At 61.3% G+C, this 17,527-nt stretch carries 16 protein-coding genes; 7 read left to right on the top strand and 9 right to left on the bottom strand.

Annotation, left to right across the window (positions count from 1 at the left end; genetic code table 11):
* Nucleotides 1-347: 347 nt before the first annotated feature.
* Genes adeC through AC3I65_RS06130 form a run of 3 tightly spaced genes read right to left on the bottom strand, consistent with a single transcriptional unit; the run spans nucleotide 348 to nucleotide 6,127 of the window.
* Nucleotides 348-1,805, bottom strand: coding sequence for an AdeC/AdeK/OprM family multidrug efflux complex outer membrane factor (gene adeC / locus AC3I65_RS06120; protein WP_047228033.1), 1,458 nt, complete (start codon nucleotides 1,803-1,805; stop codon nucleotides 348-350).
* Complete coding sequence (gene emhB, locus AC3I65_RS06125; RefSeq protein WP_047228032.1) at nucleotides 1,802-4,966, bottom strand: efflux RND transporter permease subunit EmhB; 3,165 nt, start codon at nucleotides 4,964-4,966, stop codon at nucleotides 1,802-1,804. The genes adeC and emhB overlap by 4 nt, the downstream gene beginning before the upstream one ends.
* A 3-nt stretch (nucleotides 4,967-4,969) precedes the next feature.
* Nucleotides 4,970-6,127, bottom strand: coding sequence for an efflux RND transporter periplasmic adaptor subunit (locus AC3I65_RS06130; RefSeq protein WP_047228031.1), 1,158 nt, complete (start codon nucleotides 6,125-6,127; stop codon nucleotides 4,970-4,972).
* Nucleotides 6,128-6,392: 265 nt separating this feature from the next.
* Between AC3I65_RS06130 and AC3I65_RS06135 the strand changes: the two genes are divergently transcribed.
* Nucleotides 6,393-7,025: a TetR family transcriptional regulator gene (locus AC3I65_RS06135; protein ID WP_047228030.1), complete on the top strand. Its 633-nt coding sequence runs from the start codon at nucleotides 6,393-6,395 to the stop codon at nucleotides 7,023-7,025.
* 211 nt (nucleotides 7,026-7,236) lie between these two features.
* On the opposite strand, the gene AC3I65_RS06140 is transcribed toward AC3I65_RS06135, so the two are convergent.
* The 4 genes from AC3I65_RS06140 to AC3I65_RS06155 form a co-directional block, all read right to left on the bottom strand.
* On the bottom strand, nucleotides 7,237-7,743 hold the full coding sequence (locus AC3I65_RS06140; protein ID WP_047228029.1) for a hypothetical protein: 507 nt from the start codon (nucleotides 7,741-7,743) through the stop codon (nucleotides 7,237-7,239).
* A 328-nt stretch (nucleotides 7,744-8,071) separates the two neighbouring features.
* On the bottom strand, nucleotides 8,072-9,121 hold the full coding sequence (locus AC3I65_RS06145; protein WP_076386007.1) for an alkene reductase: 1,050 nt from the start codon (nucleotides 9,119-9,121) through the stop codon (nucleotides 8,072-8,074).
* A 32-nt stretch (nucleotides 9,122-9,153) separates the two neighbouring features.
* On the bottom strand, nucleotides 9,154-10,320 hold the full coding sequence (locus tag AC3I65_RS06150) for an MFS transporter (protein ID WP_047228027.1): 1,167 nt from the start codon (nucleotides 10,318-10,320) through the stop codon (nucleotides 9,154-9,156).
* Nucleotides 10,321-10,337: 17 nt separating this feature from the next.
* Nucleotides 10,338-10,640: an ArsR/SmtB family transcription factor gene (locus tag AC3I65_RS06155; protein WP_047228026.1), complete on the bottom strand. Its 303-nt coding sequence runs from the start codon at nucleotides 10,638-10,640 to the stop codon at nucleotides 10,338-10,340.
* 156 nt (nucleotides 10,641-10,796) lie between these two features.
* On the opposite strand from AC3I65_RS06155, the gene AC3I65_RS06160 reads away from it, so the two are divergent.
* The gene (locus tag AC3I65_RS06160; RefSeq protein WP_047228025.1) at nucleotides 10,797-11,381 is read left to right on the top strand and encodes an acyl carrier protein phosphodiesterase; all 585 of its coding nucleotides are present in this window, start codon (nucleotides 10,797-10,799) and stop codon (nucleotides 11,379-11,381) included.
* A 145-nt stretch (nucleotides 11,382-11,526) separates the two neighbouring features.
* On the opposite strand, the gene AC3I65_RS06165 is transcribed toward AC3I65_RS06160, so the two are convergent.
* The gene (locus AC3I65_RS06165; protein ID WP_047228024.1) at nucleotides 11,527-12,318 is read right to left on the bottom strand and encodes a lysophospholipid acyltransferase family protein; all 792 of its coding nucleotides are present in this window, start codon (nucleotides 12,316-12,318) and stop codon (nucleotides 11,527-11,529) included.
* The gene (gene olsB, locus AC3I65_RS06170) at nucleotides 12,318-13,073 is read right to left on the bottom strand and encodes an L-ornithine N(alpha)-acyltransferase (RefSeq protein ID WP_047228023.1); all 756 of its coding nucleotides are present in this window, start codon (nucleotides 13,071-13,073) and stop codon (nucleotides 12,318-12,320) included. The genes AC3I65_RS06165 and olsB overlap by 1 nt, the downstream gene beginning before the upstream one ends.
* 145 nt (nucleotides 13,074-13,218) lie before the next feature.
* Between olsB and AC3I65_RS06175 the strand changes: the two genes are divergently transcribed.
* The 5 genes from AC3I65_RS06175 to AC3I65_RS06195 all read left to right on the top strand — a co-directional run bounded on the left by AC3I65_RS06175 (nucleotide 13,219) and on the right by AC3I65_RS06195 (nucleotide 17,513).
* A complete protein-coding gene (locus tag AC3I65_RS06175; protein ID WP_188252080.1) occupies nucleotides 13,219-14,091 on the top strand; it encodes an acyl-CoA dehydrogenase middle domain-containing protein in 873 nt (290 codons plus the stop codon).
* Nucleotides 14,092-14,260: 169 nt separating this feature from the next.
* Entirely contained in the window at nucleotides 14,261-15,355 is a 1,095-nt protein-coding gene (locus AC3I65_RS06180; RefSeq protein ID WP_488523547.1) for a serine hydrolase domain-containing protein, read from the top strand.
* On the top strand, nucleotides 15,352-15,663 hold the full coding sequence (locus AC3I65_RS06185) for an amidase (protein WP_107322060.1): 312 nt from the start codon (nucleotides 15,352-15,354) through the stop codon (nucleotides 15,661-15,663). The genes AC3I65_RS06180 and AC3I65_RS06185 overlap by 4 nt, the downstream gene beginning before the upstream one ends.
* Before the next feature lie 100 nt (nucleotides 15,664-15,763).
* Complete coding sequence (locus AC3I65_RS06190; protein ID WP_047228019.1) at nucleotides 15,764-16,354, top strand: YceI family protein; 591 nt, start codon at nucleotides 15,764-15,766, stop codon at nucleotides 16,352-16,354.
* Between the two features lies 1 nt (nucleotide 16,355).
* Nucleotides 16,356-17,513 carry a phospholipase D-like domain-containing protein gene (locus AC3I65_RS06195; protein WP_107322061.1) on the top strand — a complete coding sequence of 386 codons (1,158 nt, stop codon included), beginning with the start codon at nucleotides 16,356-16,358 and terminating at the stop codon, nucleotides 17,511-17,513.
* The last annotated feature ends 14 nt before the right edge of the window (nucleotides 17,514-17,527 follow it).

Raw genomic sequence — 17,527 nt, forward strand, 5'->3', positions numbered from 1 at the left:
GGCATGGATGCCGAGGTAGCCGCGCTGGGCCATGGATGGCCCTTCGCGGCGGGCCCACGGAGCAATGCCGGAGTGCGGGCATGCCGAGCCTAGGCGAGGCACCGAGTGGTGGGGCAGAAGCGTTTTGCTTACTTTCGCCTGGGCCGGCTTCCGGATTTTCGAAAGTGACCCGCCGTAAGGGCGGAACCCTAAGTGGCCGTTACCGCAGAAACGGATATGTACGCAATCAACAAAACCCTGGCCGACTGTCAGGCCGTCATCGCGGGCAAGCCTTGCTCCCACACAGCGTGCACAAACAAAAAGCCCACCTTTCGGTGGGCTTCGTGTTTCAGCGTTCAGGCATCAAGTCAGAACAATTTCAGCGGCGGTGCTTTCTCCGCCACCGGTTCGTTCTTGCCGGGTTCGGCATTCCAACCACCGCCCAACGCCTTGTACAGATTGACCTCGCTGGTCAGTTGCGCCAGGCGGTCGGTGATCAGCGATTGTTGGGCGCTGAACAACTGACGTTGGGCGTCGAGGAAGGTCAGGTTGCTGTCGACACCGATGCGATAGCGACGCTCGGCCAGGCTGTAGTAGTCCTGGTTGGCGGCGACGAAGGCGGTCTGGGCCTGCAACTGTTCATTGTAGGTCCGGCGTGCGGCCAGGCCGTCGGAGACTTCCTGAAACGCGGTCTGAATCGACTTCTCGTAATTGGCGACGTTGATGTCTTTCTGGATTTTGGCGTAATCCAGGCTTGCCCGCAGGCTGCCGGCGTTGAAGATCGGCAGGTTGATTTGCGGGGCGAAGGTCCAGGTGCCCGAACCGCCCTTGAACAGGCCGGACAGGTCCGGGCTCAGGGTGCCGGCGTTGGCCGTCAGGCTGATGCTGGGGAAGAACGCGGCCCGTGCGGCGCCGATGTTGGCGTTGGCGGCCAGCAGGTTGCGTTCGGCCTGGAGGATGTCCGGGCGACGTTGCAACAGGTCTGACGGCAACCCCGCCGGCACTTCGCTGAGCAGGTCATCGCTCAGCGGTTGGGTGCTCAGGTTGGACGGCAGACCAGTGCCCAGCAGCAGGGTCAGGCTGTTTTCATCCTGAGCCACCTGGCGGGTATAGCGCGCCAGTTGTACGCGGGCGTTTTCCACCGCCGTGCGTGCCTGGCTCAGGTCCAGGGCCGAGGCCACGCCGACTTCGGCGCTGCGGGAGGTCAGCTTGAGGCTTTGCTCGTAGGTGCCCAGGGTTTCCTGGGTCAGCTTGAGCAGTTCCTTGTCGGCCTGCCAGGTCAGGTAGGCGTTGGCAACGCTGGCCACCAGGCTGATCTGGGTACTGCGACGGGCCTCTTCGGTGGCGAAGTAGCTTTGCAACGCTTGCTCGCTCAGGCTGCGCACCCGGCCAAACAAGTCCAGTTCATAAGCACTGATGCCCAGGGTCGCGGAGTAGGAGCTGCTGATGGCTGCCTCACCGGTTTGCGACGCCCGTGCCGGTACTCGCTGACGGCTGCCGGAACCGGTGGCCGAGACCGCCGGGAACAGGTCCGCCCGCTGGATGCGGTATTGCGCGGCGTAAGCATCGATATTCAGCGCCGCGACGCGCAGGTCGCGGTTGTTTTCCAGGGCAACCTGGATCAGCTGTTGCAAGGCCGGGTCATGGAAAAACTGTTTCCAGCCCTGTTCGGCGGCGGCCTGGCTGGCCGCCTTGGCCGGCTCGTAGGCCGGACCTTGCGGGTACTGCGTGGCGACCGGTGCTTCGGGCCGCTGATAATCGGGGATCAGCGAGCAGCCGCTGAGCACGACGGCGGCGATGGTCAGAGAGAGGAGCGACTTGCTCATTGGCCAGCCTCTTTAGAAGTTTCAGGAGTGTCGTCCTGGTCGATATTTTTGCGACGGCCTATCGACGACACAGTCACGAAGAACAATGGCACCCAGAAAATCGCCAGGATGGTGGCGGTCAACATACCGCCGATCACACCGGTGCCGATGGCGTGCTGGCTGCCTGAACCTGCGCCGGTGGAAATCGCCAACGGCACCACGCCGAGAACGAACGCCAGGGACGTCATGATGATCGGCCTTAGACGCATCCTACAGGCTTCAATGGCGGCTTCCACCAGCGTGCGGCCCTGTTCGTGGAGTTCCTTGGCGAATTCCACGATCAGAATAGCGTTTTTCGCCGCCAGACCGATGGTCGTCAACAAGCCCACCTGGAAGTACACGTCGTTGGACAGGCCGCGCAGGCTGGTCGCCATCAAGGCACCGATGATCCCCAGTGGTACCACGAGCATGACCGCGATCGGAATCGACCAGCTTTCATACAGCGCAGCCAGGCAGAGGAATACCATCAGCAGCGACAAGGCGTACAACGCAGGCGCCTGGGAGCCGGAAAGACGTTCCTCGTAGGACAGACCCGTCCAGGAAATACCGACGCCGGCCGGCAGTTTCTGGGCGATGGCCTCGACTTCGGCCATGGCTTCACCGGTGGAGTAACCCGGGGCCGGCGACCCCAGAATTTCCATCGCTTCCACGCCGTTGTAACGGGCCAGTTTCGGCGAGCCGTAGACCCACTCGCCCTTGGCGAATGCGCTGAACGGCACCATAGTCCCGGCGCTGTTGCGCACATACCACTTCTGCAGGTCTTCGGGGCTCATGCGTGCATTCGGCTGACCTTGGACGTACACCCGCTTCACCCGACCACGGTCGATGAAGTCGTTCACGTAGCTACTGCCCAGGGCAACCGACAGGGTGTTGTTGATGTCCGAGAGGGTGATGCCCAGGGCGCTGGCCTTCTCGTCATCGATTTCCAACTGGTACTGCGGCTCGTCATTCAGGCCGTTCGGACGCACCTGGGAGAGAATCTTGCTCTGGGAAGCCATGCCCAGGAACTGGTTACGGGCTTCCATCAGCTTCTCATGGCCGATGCCGGCGCGGTCCTGCAGGAACACGTCGAAACCGGTGGCGTTACCCAGTTCCATCACCGCCGGCGGAGCGAAGGCAAACACCATTGCGTCGCGGAAGGTGAAGAAGTGTTGCTGGGCGCGGCCAGCGATTTTGAACACGGTGTTCTCAGCGTCACGCTCTTCCCACGGCTTGAGCATGATGAACGCCAGGCCGGAGCTCTGGCCACGACCAGCGAAGTTGAAGCCGGTCACGGTGAACACCGAGGCCACGCCATCGCCTTCACCGCCATCCTTGCTTGGACGCAGCAGGAACTCGCGCATGTTGTCCACCACCACCTGGGTCCGTTCGGCGCTGGAACCGGCCGGGGTCTGTACCTGGGCAAACAGCACGCCCTGGTCTTCTTCCGGCAGGAACGCCGTCGGGATGCGGGTGAACAGCCAGACCATGCCAACCACGATGATCACATAGGCCAGCAGGTACGGCGCCTTGTGCTTGAGCATGTTGCCCACGCCGCGCTCGTAGCTTCTGACGCCGCGGTCGAAGGTGCGGTTGAACCAGCCGAAGAAGCCGCGTTTCGGCGTGCCGTGCTCACCCTTGGGAATGGGCTTGAGCATGGTGGCGCACAGGGCCGGAGTGAAAATCAGGGCCACCAGTACCGACAGGGCCATGGCCGAGACGATGGTGATGGAGAACTGCTTGTAGATCACGCCGGTGGAGCCGCCAAAAAACGCCATCGGCAGCAGTACCGCCGAGAGCACCAGAGCGATACCCACCAGGGCGCCCTGGATCTGGCCCATGGATTTCTTGGTGGCTTCCTTGGGTGACAGGCCTTCTTCACTCATGACCCGTTCGACGTTCTCCACCACGACGATGGCATCGTCCACCAGCAAACCGATGGCCAGCACCATGCCGAACATGGTCAGGGTGTTGATGCTGAAGCCGAATGCCGCGAGGATCCCGAAAGTGCCGAGCAATACCACCGGCACCGTCATCGTGGTGATGATGGTGGCGCGGAAGTTCTGCAGGAACAGGAACATCACCAGGAACACCAGGGCAACCGCTTCGATCAGAGTTTCAACCACACCCTTGATCGACTCGCTCACCACCGGTGTGGTGTCGTAGGGGAACACCACTTCCAGGCCTTGCGGGAAGAACGGCTTGAGATCTTCGACGGTCTGGCGCAGGGCCTTGGCCGTGTCGAGGGCGTTGGCACCGGTGGCCAGTCTCACTGCCAGACCGGAGGCCGGGGCACCGTTGAACTGGGCATTGATGCTGTAGCTCTCGCCGCCCAGGGCGACATCTGCCACGTCGCCGACGCGCACTTGCGAGCCATCCGGATTGACCTTGAGCAAGATGGCCTTGAACTGTTCGGCGGTCTGCAGGCGGGTCTTGCCAATAATGGTGGCGTTCAGTTGCTGACCGGGCAGGGCAGGCAAGCCGCCGAGTTGGCCGGACGCGATCTGGACGTTCTGCGCGGAAATGGCGTTGGTCACATCTACCGGGGTCAGGCTGTAGTTATTCAGCTTGGCCGGGTCGAGCCAGATTCGCATTGCGTACTGGGCACCGAAGACCTGGAAGTCACCGACACCGGCTGTGCGCGAGATCGGGTCCTGCATGTTGGACACGATGTAGTTGGACAGGTCTTCCCGGGTCATGCTGCCGTCGCGCGACACCACGCCGATCACCATCAGGAAGTTTCTCACTGACTTGGTCACGCGGATGCCCTGTTGCTGCACTTCTTGCGGCAGCAGCGGGGTGGCCAGGTTCAACTTGTTCTGGACCTGGACCTGGGCGGTATCGGAGTTGGTGCCTTGTTCGAAGGTCGCCGTGATGGTCATGCTGCCGTCGGAGTTACTTTCCGAGGAGACATAACGCAGGTTATCGATGCCGTTGAGCTGTTGCTCGATGACCTGCACCACGGTGTCCTGCACGGTCTGCGCGGATGCGCCCGGGTAGGTGACCTGGATCGCAATGGCCGGCGGCGCGATGCTGGGGTATTGGTTGATCGGCAATTTGAGGATCGACAGGGCCCCGACCAACATGATCACCAGGGCGATAACCCAGGCGAAAATCGGACGGTCGATAAAAAATTTCGACATGGTTTACTCCCCTTTGCCGCCGGCGGCTTTGTCAGCTGCCTGTGCGGGGGCCGGGTTCTTTGCGCCAACGTTGGTGGCCTCAGTGGCTTTGACTTCCACCCCTGGCCGTACGTACTGCAACCCTTCGGTGATCAAACGATCGCCAGCCTTGAGCCCGTCTTCGATCAGCCACTGGCTACCGACGGTACGGCTGGCCTTGAGCTGGCGCAGCTCGACCTTGTTGTCCGGGCCCACCACCAGGGCGGTCGGCATGCCTTTGAGGTCGCGGGTCACGCCTTGCTGCGGCGCGAGAATCGCCGCGCTGTTGACCCCGGCCTGCAATTGCGCGTGGACGAACATGCCCGGCAGCAGGGTGTGGTCAGGGTTAGGGAACACCGCGCGCAGGGTTACCGAACCGGTGGTCTGGTCGACCGACACTTCGGAGAACTCCAGCTTGCCCTCATGGGCATATTGGCTGCCGTCTTCCAGGGTCAGTTTGACCATGGCGGCGTTGTCGCCAGCCTTCTGCAGGCGGCCGCTTTCCAGTTCACGGCGCAGTTGCAGCAGTTCCACGGAACTCTGCGTCACGTCGACGTAAATCGGGTCCAGTTGCTGAATGGTTGCCAGGGCATCGGCCTGGCCGTTGCTGACCAGCGCACCCTCTGTCACCGAGGAGCGACCGATGCGACCGGAAATCGGTGCGTAGACCTTGGTGTAGCGCACATTGATCTGGGCGGTCTGCAGATTGGCTTCCGACTCCAGGCGGTTGGCCAAGGCGGTGTCGTATTCCTGGCGGCTGACGGCCTGTTCGTCCACCAATTGTTTATAGCGATCGGAAATGGACTTGGTTGAGCGCAGGTTTGCTTCGGCGCTTTTGAGGGTCGCTTCGTACATGGCCGGGTCAATCTGATACAGCTGCTGGCCAGCCTTGACGTCGGCACCTTCCTTGAACAGACGCTTGAGGATGATGCCGTTGACTTGCGGGCGAACTTCCGCGATGCGGAACGCGCTGGTGCGACCGGGAAGCTCCGACGTCAGGGTGAACGGCTGGGTCTTGAGGGTTACGACGCCGACCTGAGGAGCCGGTGCGGCAGGTGCCGCCTCTTCCTTTTTACATCCGCTGAGCAGCGATGCCAGGGCGATGGCGGTAACCAGAGCGGTAACAGCTGGCTTGAATTGCATGGAAATCCTCGGGTCCAGGCGCGTAAGAGGCGCACAAGAAAGTGGAAGGTGAAAAAGAGCGAGATAAACAATTAGTAGGATGCTAAGAAATATACTTACGTACACGGTTGTTTGTAAACACCCAAATTGCGTACCATCGGTATTTACAAAAGCCTGACAAAAGGCCTGCGCAGGTCGCAGAAGCGTTGTGAAGAACGCCGCCTCACATTTTGTTCAGTTGATCCTTACGCATTGCTTACGCATCCTGATTGAGGTGTTTACTGCCATGGTCCGTCGTACCAAAGAGGAAGCTCTGGAGACTCGCAGCCAGATACTCGAAGCGGCCGAAAAAGCCTTTTTCGAGCGCGGTGTGGCCCGCACGACACTGGCTGACATCGCGACGCTGGCCGGTGTAACGCGCGGTGCCATCTACTGGCATTTCAGCAATAAGGCGGACCTGCTCCAGGCCATGCTCGATACGTTGCACGAGCCGCTCGACGATCTGGCCCGCGCCAGTGAAAGTGAAGAGGAGCTTGACCCCCTGGGTTGTGTTCGCAAGCTGCTGGTGCGGTTGTTCCAACAGGTGGCCCTGGACCCGAAAACCCGACGCATTAATGAGATTTTGTTTCATAAGTGCGAATTCACCGATGAAATGTGCGATTTGCGCCAGCAGCGGCGCCAGGTCAGTCTCGATTGCAACGTGCGTATCGCGTTGTCGTTGCGCAATGCGATGAAGCGTGGCCAGTTGCCGGACGATCTGGATCCCGAAAGGGCAGCGGTCGCCATACATGCCTACATCGACGGCATTTTGTACCAGTGGCTACTGGCTCCCGACAGCTTCGCACTGGCGGGTGAGGCCGAGCGCTGGGTGGAGATCGGGCTGGATATGCTGCACCTGAGCCCCAACCTGCGCAAATAAAACAAAATGCTCAATTTCATCGGTTTGTGTCAATAGCTGAACGGCGAGGACCCCGCCGGGCCTTGATCCCGGCAGAGTCATTTATAGACGAACTGCAGACACGTTGATCGCTCGCGAGTCGCTATTGTGCAGGAGGATTATGGCGTGTTGATGTACCGGCGCCATTGAGGCGCCTGTACTTGTCGTGCCGGCCTGTTACCGACCCTCTGGTTTATTCAACAATGAGGCGCACGGAATAGTTGAAAGGGGGTTCGAGCATCTTCTGGAAGATTTCCGAGCGGCAGGTGTATTCACCATTGCCGGTATACGCAGTTTTGCTTTTCCTGTTTGGCCTGTAACTGGATTCCAGGACGCCAAAACCGATGGGGGCTTCAAAGCGGGTTTGCATTTGGCAGCCGAAGTTGAAGGTGCTCATTTGATAGGAGAGAACTAATTCAATCGGTTTGATTTTTCTCAGCGTCGGTTGCCAGCCAGCAGCGGGATAAGTGAATTTCCTGTTATGGGCGAAATAGAATTCGCGGGTTGTTTTGGCGGGGACATCATAAGCGCTCAAGGACATGTCCGGGGGCGTGGGTTGCTCACTTAAAATGTTGGTCATTTCCAAGGCGTGAGAAGTTTTGTTTACCAGCTCCACGGTGATGCCGGTGTTGGCCAGGCTGGTGGCGACGGCTGCCGGTCCCAGTAGCAGAGCGAGGATTAAGTTTTTCATCATGTTCATTGTAATGTGTCTCTCATGTATTACGAGGCGCGCTAAAGCCTGCGTAAGATAATGGCGCGTAATTGAAGTTACTCGGTTTAGTGTTGTTTTTTACAAGAATTGAAGTTGCTTATTAAGTTTGATAGATGTCGGTTAAATCCATTGGTTGAGTGGGTTGTTGTTCGGGCTTATTATTAACGCTGTCCGGTGTGTTAATCCATAGTGAGTAAGTGTGGTGTTGTTATTTGATGTTTCGATTTCTGCGGAGTTTGATTGCGTCAGCCGTCAACAGATGTAAAAAAGCCCCGGCTCTTGCGAGTCGGGGCTTTTGGTAAGGCCGGTTTTTTATTTACATCACGGGGTAATCGATGTAACCCACCGGGCCTTTCCCATAGAACGTTTCCGGATGCGGCTCGTTCAGCGGTGCGTCAGCTTTCAAGCGCGCCGGTAGGTCCGGGTTGGCAATGAACGGCACACCAAAGGCAACGGCATCCGCTTTGCCCTCGGCCAGCCAGGCGTTGGCGCTGTCCTTGGTGAAACGTTCGTTGGCAATGTACGGGCCACCGAAAGCTTGCTTGAGCTGCGGGCCGATGCTGTCTTCGCCTTCCTTTTCACGGGAGCAGATAAAGGCGATGCCACGCTTGCCCAACTCGCGGGCCACATAGCTGAAGGTTTCCAGGCGGTTCTCGTCGCCCATGTCATGGGAGTCGGCGCGTGGTGCCAGGTGCACGCCAACCCGGCCGGCGCCCCAGACTTCAATGGCAGCGTCGGTCACTTCCAGCAGCAGGCGGGCACGGTTTTCCAGGGAGCCGCCATAGTTGTCGGTGCGCTGGTTGGTGCTGCTTTGCAGGAACTGGTCGAGCAGGTAGCCGTTGGCGCCATGGATTTCCACGCCGTCGAAACCGGCGGCCTTGGCGTTCTCGGCGCCTACGCGGTAAGCCTCAATGATATCGGCGATTTCCTCGGTTTCCAGCGCGCGTGGCGTCGGGTAGTCGGCCAGCGGACGCACCAGACTTACATGGCCCTTGGGCTGGATGGCGCTGGGCGCCACCGGCAATTCGCCGTTCAGGTAAGACGGATGGGAGATCCGGCCCACGTGCCACAGTTGCAGGAAAATCTTGCCGCCGGCGCCGTGGATAGCCTTGGTCACGTTGCTCCAGCCGCGCACCTGGTCGTTGGACCAGATGCCGGGGGTATCGGGGTAGCCCACGCCCATGGGCGTGACAGAGGTGGCTTCGCTGAGGATCAGGCCAGCGGAGGCACGCTGCACGTAGTACTCGGCCATCAGCGCGTTGGGCACACGGCCGGCGTCGGCACGGCAGCGGGTGAGCGGCGCCATGATGATGCGGTTCTTCAGCTCGATGTCGCCGAGTTTGATTGGATCGAAAATAGTCGTCATCAATTACAACCTCGAAAGTTAAGGGTTAAAAGTCAGTGAGTGGCAGGGGCCAGGTCGGCATTGCCGCCCTGGCGGAAAGTGATCAGGGTGACCAGCAGCGCCAGCACGGCCAGCGCACCGGCGGCCAGGGGCACGCTGGTCAGGCCCAGGCCGTGGTCGATGACACTGCCGCCGACCCAGGCGCCCAAGGCGTTGCCGATGTTGAAGGCGCCGATGTTCAGGGTGGAAACCAGGTTTGGCGCGTCTTTGCCGAAGGTCACCACGTTGACTTGCAGGGCCGGCACGGCGGCGAAGCAGGCGGTGGCCCAGAGGAACAGGGTGATTTCAGTGGGGATCAGCGCGACGCTGGTCCAGCTCAATACGGTGGACACCACAGCCATGGTGGTGAAAACCCCCATCAACGTGTTCGCCAGGCTCTTGTCCGCCAGCTTGCCGCCGATGATATTGCCCAGAGTCAGGCCCAGGCCGATCAGCACCAGGGTCCAGGTCACGCCGCGGGGCGATACGCCAGTGACTTCTCCCAGCAGCGGGGCGACGTAAGTGAACAGGGTGAACACCGAGGCGGAGAACAGCGCGGTCATGCTCAGGGACAGCCACAGGCCTGCGCCCTTGAGGGCGACGAGTTCCGAGCGCATGTCGAGTTTTTCTTCATCGCGCTTGGCCGGCAGAAAGCGGATCAGGCCGATCAGTGCAATCACGCCGATGACGGTCACGGCCCAGAAGGTCGAGCGCCAGCCGGCTTCCTGACCCAGCGCGGTGCCCAGCGGTACGCCGAGTACGTTGGCCAGGGTCAGGCCGGTGAACATCAGGGCTACGGCCGAGGCGCGCTTGTTGGGTGCCACCAGGCCGGCGGCCACCACCGAACCGATGCCGAAGAACGCGCCATGGCACAGGGCGGTGACGACCCTGGCGAACATCAGCACGTTGTAATCACTGGCGATGGCGCAGAGCAGGTTGCCGACGATGAAGATCCCCATCAGCGCGACCAGGGCGGCCTTGCGCGGCAACCGTGCGGTGGCCAGGGCCATGAACGGTGCCCCGATGGCCACGCCCAGGGCGTAGCCGGTCACCAGCCAGCCGGCGCCGGGAATCGATACACCCAGGTCGGCCGCCACCTCAGGCAACAGGCCCATGATGACGAACTCGGTGGTGCCGATGGCGAAGGCGCTCAGGGCCAGGATGAGAAGTGAGAGGGGCATGGTGGATCCTTGTCGGGTCAGAGCTCTTGGCTCATTTGCTTGAGGAACTGCTGGATCACGTCCTCGTTGCGTTTGAAGAAATGCCATTGACCGACCTTCTGGCTGGTGATCAGCCCCGCCCGTTGCAACACCGCCAGATGGGCGGACACCGTGGACTGCGACAGGCCGCAACGCTGGTCGATCTGCCCGGCGCAAATGCCGAATTCGTGGTTGTGCAACTGTTCGGGGAACTGGACCTTGGGGTCTTTGAGCCAGTTGAGGATGTCTCGCCGTACTGGGTGTGCCAGGGCTTTTATTATTTCGTCGAGGTCGAGGGGCATGGTTGGTTGCTCGGAATGAGTAAAACGCTATATCGCGATGGGGCGAACTTTAAATCGTTATTTCGCGATACACCAATATGGATTTGATCTGAAAACCGAATAAATCGCTATATCGGGTTATAACGATATTGGCGCGGCGGTGCTAAGCTTCGCGCCATGAACTATCTCGCACACCTGCACCTCGGCGGCCCCGGCCGGGAACGACTGCTCGGCAGCCTCTACGGCGACTTCGTCAAAGGGCCGTTGCAAGGCCTGTACGATCCGCAGATCGAAGCGGCGATTGCCCTGCATCGACGCATCGACATGTACACCGATCGCCACCCCGTGGTGGATATCGCTTTGTCGCGCTTTTCCACCGTACGGCGGCGCTATGCCGGAATTGTGCTCGACGTGTTTTTTGATCATTGCCTGGCCCGGGACTGGGCGCTGTATGGCGAAGGGCCGTTGATGGATTTCACCTCCCAGGTCTACCGAGTGCTCGCCGCCGAGCCGCAGTTGCCTGGGCGTCTGGCGCAAATCGCGCCTTACATGGCGGCGGATGACTGGCTGGGGTCTTATCGAGAATTCGATGTGCTTGGGCAAGTATTGCGGGGGATTTCCCGACGCCTGTCCCGGCCGGAGGAGCTGGCCGGGGCCATGGAAGAATTGATCAGGCTCTATGAACCGTTGAGCGAAGACTTTCAGCTGTTCTACCCGCAGTTGCAGGATTTTGCGTTGAGCCAGACAACACGGCAGGGGTGATGTTGGAGCCGGTTCTTGCCGTCACTGAAGTTCAAATGTGTGAGCGAGCCTGCTCGCGATGAAGGCCTGGCAGTCAAGAACCAACTGACTGACCGCTATCGCGAGCAGGCTCGCTCCCACAAGGGCTCTGCATAGGGCCGCCGGATCAGGCCGCGATCGCAGGCCGCATCGGCACTTGCTGCTTCTGTGGGATTTCGCCAAACAATGCCTTATGCACCGCCTGTTGCGCCTGGAAGGCCAGGGCAGCTCGCTCCTGGCCGTGGCAGGCAATCGGTTCCAGCAGATGGATGTGCACCTCGCCCCGGTCATTGGCGAACAGGCGCATCAGGTGCGACAGCAAATCATCATCGCCAACGAACGGCGCCAGCGAGTCCGGTTCACCGTTGCGCAGGTAGCGGATCGCCACCGGTTGCAGCGCCACGTCCGCATCGATGGCCGCCGACAATAAACGCCCGTGGAAAGTGCGCAGGGAGCGGCCATCGGTGGTGGTGCCTTCGGGAAACATCAGCAGCGGATGGGCCTGTTCCAGGTGTCGGCTCATTTGCTTGCGGATCAACTGGCTGTCGCCCGAGCCGCGTCGGATAAACAGGCTGCCAGCCTTGGCCGCCAACCATCCGGCCACTGGCCAGGTGCGTACTTCGGCTTTGGACAGGAAGGACATGGGCGTGAGCATGCCCAGCAGTGGGATATCGGTCCAGGACACATGGTTGCTGACCCACAGCATGGGCTGTTGCGGCATTTGCCCGTGCACCGTCACGCAGAAGGGCAGGGCATTGCTCAGGCGCGCCATGAAAAAACGCGACCAGCGCTGGCGGCGCACCATGGAGTTGGCCACACCCAACCGTTCGAACAGCCCGAATACGCTGGCCATGCTCAGGCCCAGCGTCACCACCAGCAACACTCGCGCGATTCGCGCGTACACCCGCAACCGACTCATCACACCGCTGCCTTGAAGTGGCGGGCGTAGCGTGGGCAGAGTTCGTCACGCTTGAGCAGGATGAACACGTCGGCCACCTGGAAATCCTCATCCCAGCACGGCTCACCGCAAATCTTCGCGCCCAGGCGCATGTAAGCCTTGAGCAGAGGCGGCATTTCGGCGATGACGTTGGACGGTACGTCCAGGGCCGGCAACGGTTTTTTCGGCACCGCCCGCAGGTGTTCGGTGCACAGATAACGTTCGCGCAGACGCTGCATGATCGCTTGGGCCTGGACGCCGCCGTCCTGCATTGGAATGCTCGCGCATCCCATCAGGTAGCTGTAGCCGCCCTCGTTCAGCACCTCGGCCAGTTCGCCCCACAATACAGCGATGGTGCCACCGTTGCGGTAGGCCGGGTCGACGCAGGTGCGGCCGATTTCCAGGATCGGGCCCTTGAGATGGACCAGGCCGTGAAGGTTGAACTCTTCTTCACTGTAGAACCGGCCCAGGCTGCTGGCAGCGTGGTGATCGAGCAGGCGTGTCGTCGCCACGAGTCGGCCGGTATTCAGGTCGCGTACGCCGATGTGGGCGCAGTGAACATCATAGTCATCCATGTCCAGACCCATTTCCGCGCCTTTGAGCTTGGCGTTGAATTCGCCGCTGAAGACGTTGAAGCGCAGGGCCTGGGCTTCTTGCAAAGCCTTGGCGCCAATCAGGCGTTCGGCTTGCAGGCGGCGTTCATTGCCAGTGTCGCTGATGCGGGCGATCTGAGTCATAGCGAATCTCCGTGCGGGCTGTTCAGTTGCAGCCGATCGACTTTCTTTATGCAGCCATGTTGTGCAAAGTCAGGCTATGTAGCCCCGGTGTCATCGCCATGAAGCTTTGGTGATGCTTATATGACAGCCCATTGAGGAGCCTCCCATGCCCTGGCAAAACCTGATCGAACGCGGCGAACGGTTGCCCGCCCATCCGGACCTGGCTGAGGGTTATGCGGCCTTGCTGCAACGCCTGGGGCCGGTTACGCCGTTCGAACTGGCCGTCATGGGGGCGCGATTGATGGCAACGCCGGGGTTGGCTTTTCTGGTGGGGTATCAGGCGGCGCTGCGGGTGCTTTGGCCGAGCGCGCCCCAGAGCCTGGGCGCCTTGTGCGCCACGGAGCAGCGCAGCCTGCGCCCGGCGGACATGCAGACTCGCATCACCGACCTGCGATTGAACGGGCGCAAGGATTTCGTTACTGCGGGCGATGCGGCCGAGTGGCTGCTGATTGCCGCCCGCAGCGAAGCAGCCGGCGAGCCGCCGCGGTTGAATCTTGCGGTGGTTTATCCCGGAGAGCCGGGGGTGACCCTGGAAAAACTCCCGGCCATCGCCCTGATGCCAGACATCAGCCATGGCCGGGTGCTGTTGGATGGCGCGCTGTGCGAGTTGTTGGCCGGGGACGGTTGGGACGCCTACGTCAAACCGTTCCGCACCTTGGAAGACCTTTATGTGCTCAGTGCCATGGCCGCCTGGCTGTATGGCGTGGGGCAGGAGTGCGCTTGGCCCCAAGCCCTGCAGCTGCGTCTGCTGGGATTGCTGGCCGGTTGCGCTGAAGTGAGTCGTCACAACCCGTCCAGCGCGGCCGGGCATGTGCTGCTGGGTGGGTTGTTCGCTCAGTTCAGCGGGCTCGATGAAGAACTGAACGACGCCCTGGCCGCCGGCCCGGCGGTGTGGCGCGAGATGTGGACGCGAGATAAAGCCGTGATGGACATGGCGGCGGGTGCGCGGGCCAAGCGGTTGGCCAAGGCGTTGGGATAACCCTTTGTGGGAGCGAGCCTGCTCGCGATAGCGGAGTGTCAGTTGACATCAATGCTGCTGAGCCAGCGCTATCGCGAGCAGGCTCGCTCCCACAGGGAGATGCCACCCATACCCAAATTGTCATCAAGTCTGAATAGGCTCAGAAGGTTCAATCCTGCGAGCCCCGAGCATGTCCAAAGGCTGGTTCCTGATCCCGCTGCTGTTGCTCAACCTGTACGCCCAGGCTGAAGACTGGCCCGGTGAGCAATGGCCAAGTGGCCCGACCCCCACCGGGCTGGCCATCGAAGCCCTGGAGCAATACGCCTTCCCACCCCGCGACGATGCCTCTCGCCAGGGCATCCGTACCGATGCGCTGCTGGTGATCCTGGACGGGCGGCTGGTCTACGAGCGTTATGCCGGGCCCACCCGTGCCGACACTGCGCACCTGACCTGGTCGATCAGCAAAAGCCTGATGGCGACGGTGTTTGGCGTGGCCTATGGGCAAAAGCTGTTCAGTCTGCAGGATCCTGCCGCCAGGTATTACCCGGCGTTGAGCAAGCATCCGGACATGACCTTGGCCGATCTGTTCCATTGGGCCTCGGGGCTGGATTGGCAGGAAGATTACGAATACGCACCGCTCAAGTCCTCGGTGGTGGCGATGCTTTATACCCGTGGGCGTTATGACATGGCGGCGTTCACTGCGCAGCATGAACGCGACAGGCCGCCGGGGCAGGTGTTTCGTTACTCCAGCGGTGACAGCAACCTGCTGGCCGCGGCATTGAAAAATATCGTCGGCCCGGCGCGGTATCCCGATTACCCCTGGACGGCCCTGTTCGAGCCGCTGGGTATCCGCCACGCCACCTGGGAAACCGACGCCGCCGGCACGTTTGTCGGGTCCTCCTACGCCTACCTTACGGCGCGGGACCTGGCGCGTGTGGGGCTGTTGATGCAACGCGAGGGACGCTGGGGCGAGCGGCAACTGATCCCGCAAGCCTGGGTGGCGTTCAATCGCGAGCCCTTCGCCCGCTTCCGGGCCGGCCAGGATGAAGCGGTGCCCGGTGGGCATTGGTGGCTCAACCGCGCGGCCGACCCGGCCATCCACCCGTGGCCCGATGCACCGCCGGATACGTTTGCCGCGCTGGGCCATTGGGGGCAGGCGTTGTACGTGATCCCCAGCGCCCGGTTGGTGATCGTGCGCTACGCTGATGACCGCGACGGCAGCTACCGCCACAACGAGTTGCTCAAGCGAGCCATGGCGGCGTTCGCCGGGACGGTGCAGCCATGAGACGCAGACCGCTGCTCACGCTGATGTCGTTACTTGTTGTGGCCCTGCTCGGCTGGATCTGGCTCGAGCGGGTGGCGCTGCGGGCCTTCCCCGACATCATCAGCGCCTACACCGCCAAGGAATATTGCTCGTGTCGCTACGTGATGGAGCAACCGGCTGACTATTGCCGTGGCTATGTAAAGCAGTCGGTGCCCATCAGCGATTTTCTCGAAACGCCTGAAGCGAAACGCATCACCGTCGCCGGGCTGGGGCGAAGCAATAGCGCACGATGGCTGGGGGAGCGGCAGGGCTGTCGGTTGGAGCCGTGACCGGACCTGTGTATTCCCGCAGAGGATTGAAACAGAAGGTTTGCAAGTGCCCTCGGCCCGGTTAAGGTTCGCCACAGGTTTATCTGCCCTCCGAGTGTGTATGTTCAAGCGGTCTTTTTCTCACGCTGTCGCGACCTTGCTGCTGGCCTGCGCCGCGCTGCCGGTCCAGGCCAATTGGTATCTGGACGGCGAATCGTCGCGGCTGTCGTTTATCAGCAGCAAAAATGGCAACGTTTCCGAGGTCCAGCGTTTCCTGGTGCTTCATGGTCAGGTCCAGCCCAAGGGGATGGTCCGGCTGGAAGTGGAGCTGGAGTCGGTCAACAGTGGCATTCCCCTGCGTGACGAGCGCATGCGCGCCGAATTGTTTGAGATCAAGCAATTTGCCGACGCCGCCATTACTGCGCAGCTCGACCTGTTACCGATTCAGGACCTGGCCAACGGTGCTCAACTGGAACTGCGCTTGCCGCTGACCGTGGACCTGCACGGCAAGCAACATGTGTATCAGGCCGAACTGCTGGCAACGCGCCTGGATGAACGACGGTTCCAGGTCGTGACCCTGGAGCCGGTGGTGCTCAATGCGGCGGATTTCGATCTGGCGCCGGGATTGGAGAAGTTGCGCAAACAGGCCGGGTTGTCGGCCATCAGCCTCGCAGTGCCGGTGAATGCGGTGCTGATTTTCACGGCGCGCTGACATGAGCGGCCCGGTATTTCCGTGGCGCGAGGGCAATCGCTTCGAGCTGTTGATCGATGGCCCGCAGTTTTTCCCGCGCATGCTGGTGGAAATCGCCCGCGCCCAGGAACAGGTCGAGCTGGAGCTGTACCTGGTGGAGGCGGGAACTTGCGCCGAGGCGATGGTTCAGGCACTCGTCCAAGCTGCCGAGCGCGGTGTTCGCGTGCGTTGCCTGTTCGATGACTACGGCAGCCTGGCGTTCACCCAGGACCTGCGTCACCGCCTGATCGAGGCGGGCGTGGAGCTGCGTTTTTACAATCGCCTGAGTTGGCGCCGCTGGGTACGGAATTTATATCGGGACCACCGCAAGCTGCTGTTGGTGGACCAGCGCCTGGCGGTGGTTGGCGGCACCGGGGTCACCGATGAGTTCTGGAGCCCGCTGGATGACCGCTGCGAGTGGCACGAGGTCATGGTGGAAATCGTCGGCCCCTTGGTGCTCGACTGGCAGTTGCTGTTTGACCGCCAATGGCTCGCCAACCGCCATCGCCGCGCCTGGAAACCGGCTTCCAACTTCGGCTTGCCGCGCTTGCCCCGGGTTCCGCCGATGGGGGAGGGCATGGGGCGGGTGGCTTATGCCGATGCCCGCCAGAATCGCGACATCCTGCAATCGTTGTCCCGGGCCCTGAACAGCGGCCAGAAGCGGATCTGGATGGCGACCCCGTACTTTTTGCCGACCTGGAACGTGCGTCGCTCCTTGCGCAAGGCTGCCGCCCGGGGCATCGATGTGCGCCTGCTGCTCACCGGCCCGCGCACCGATCACCCGTCCGTGCGCTACGCCGGGCACCGTTATTACCCGCGTCTGCTCAAGGCTGGGGTGAAAATCTTCGAATACCAGCCGTGTTTCCTGCACCTGAAGATGGTGCTGGTGGACGACTGGGTCAGCATCGGCTCCTGTAATTTCGATCACTGGAACCTGCGCTTCAATCTGGAAGCCAACCTCGAAGCCCTCGACTCCGCACTCAGCACGGCAGTGGCGGCGAGTTTCGAGCGTGACTTCGCCCAGAGCCTGGAGGTCAGTCTCGACGCCTGGAAGCGCCGGCCACTGTGGAAACGGGTCAAGCAACGGGTGTGGGGGTTGGTGGATCGGTTGGTGGTGAATGTGCTGGGGCGGCGGGGTTAAGGTTCAGCAAAAAC

This window comes from Pseudomonas sp. N-1-13, from assembly GCF_057787095.1.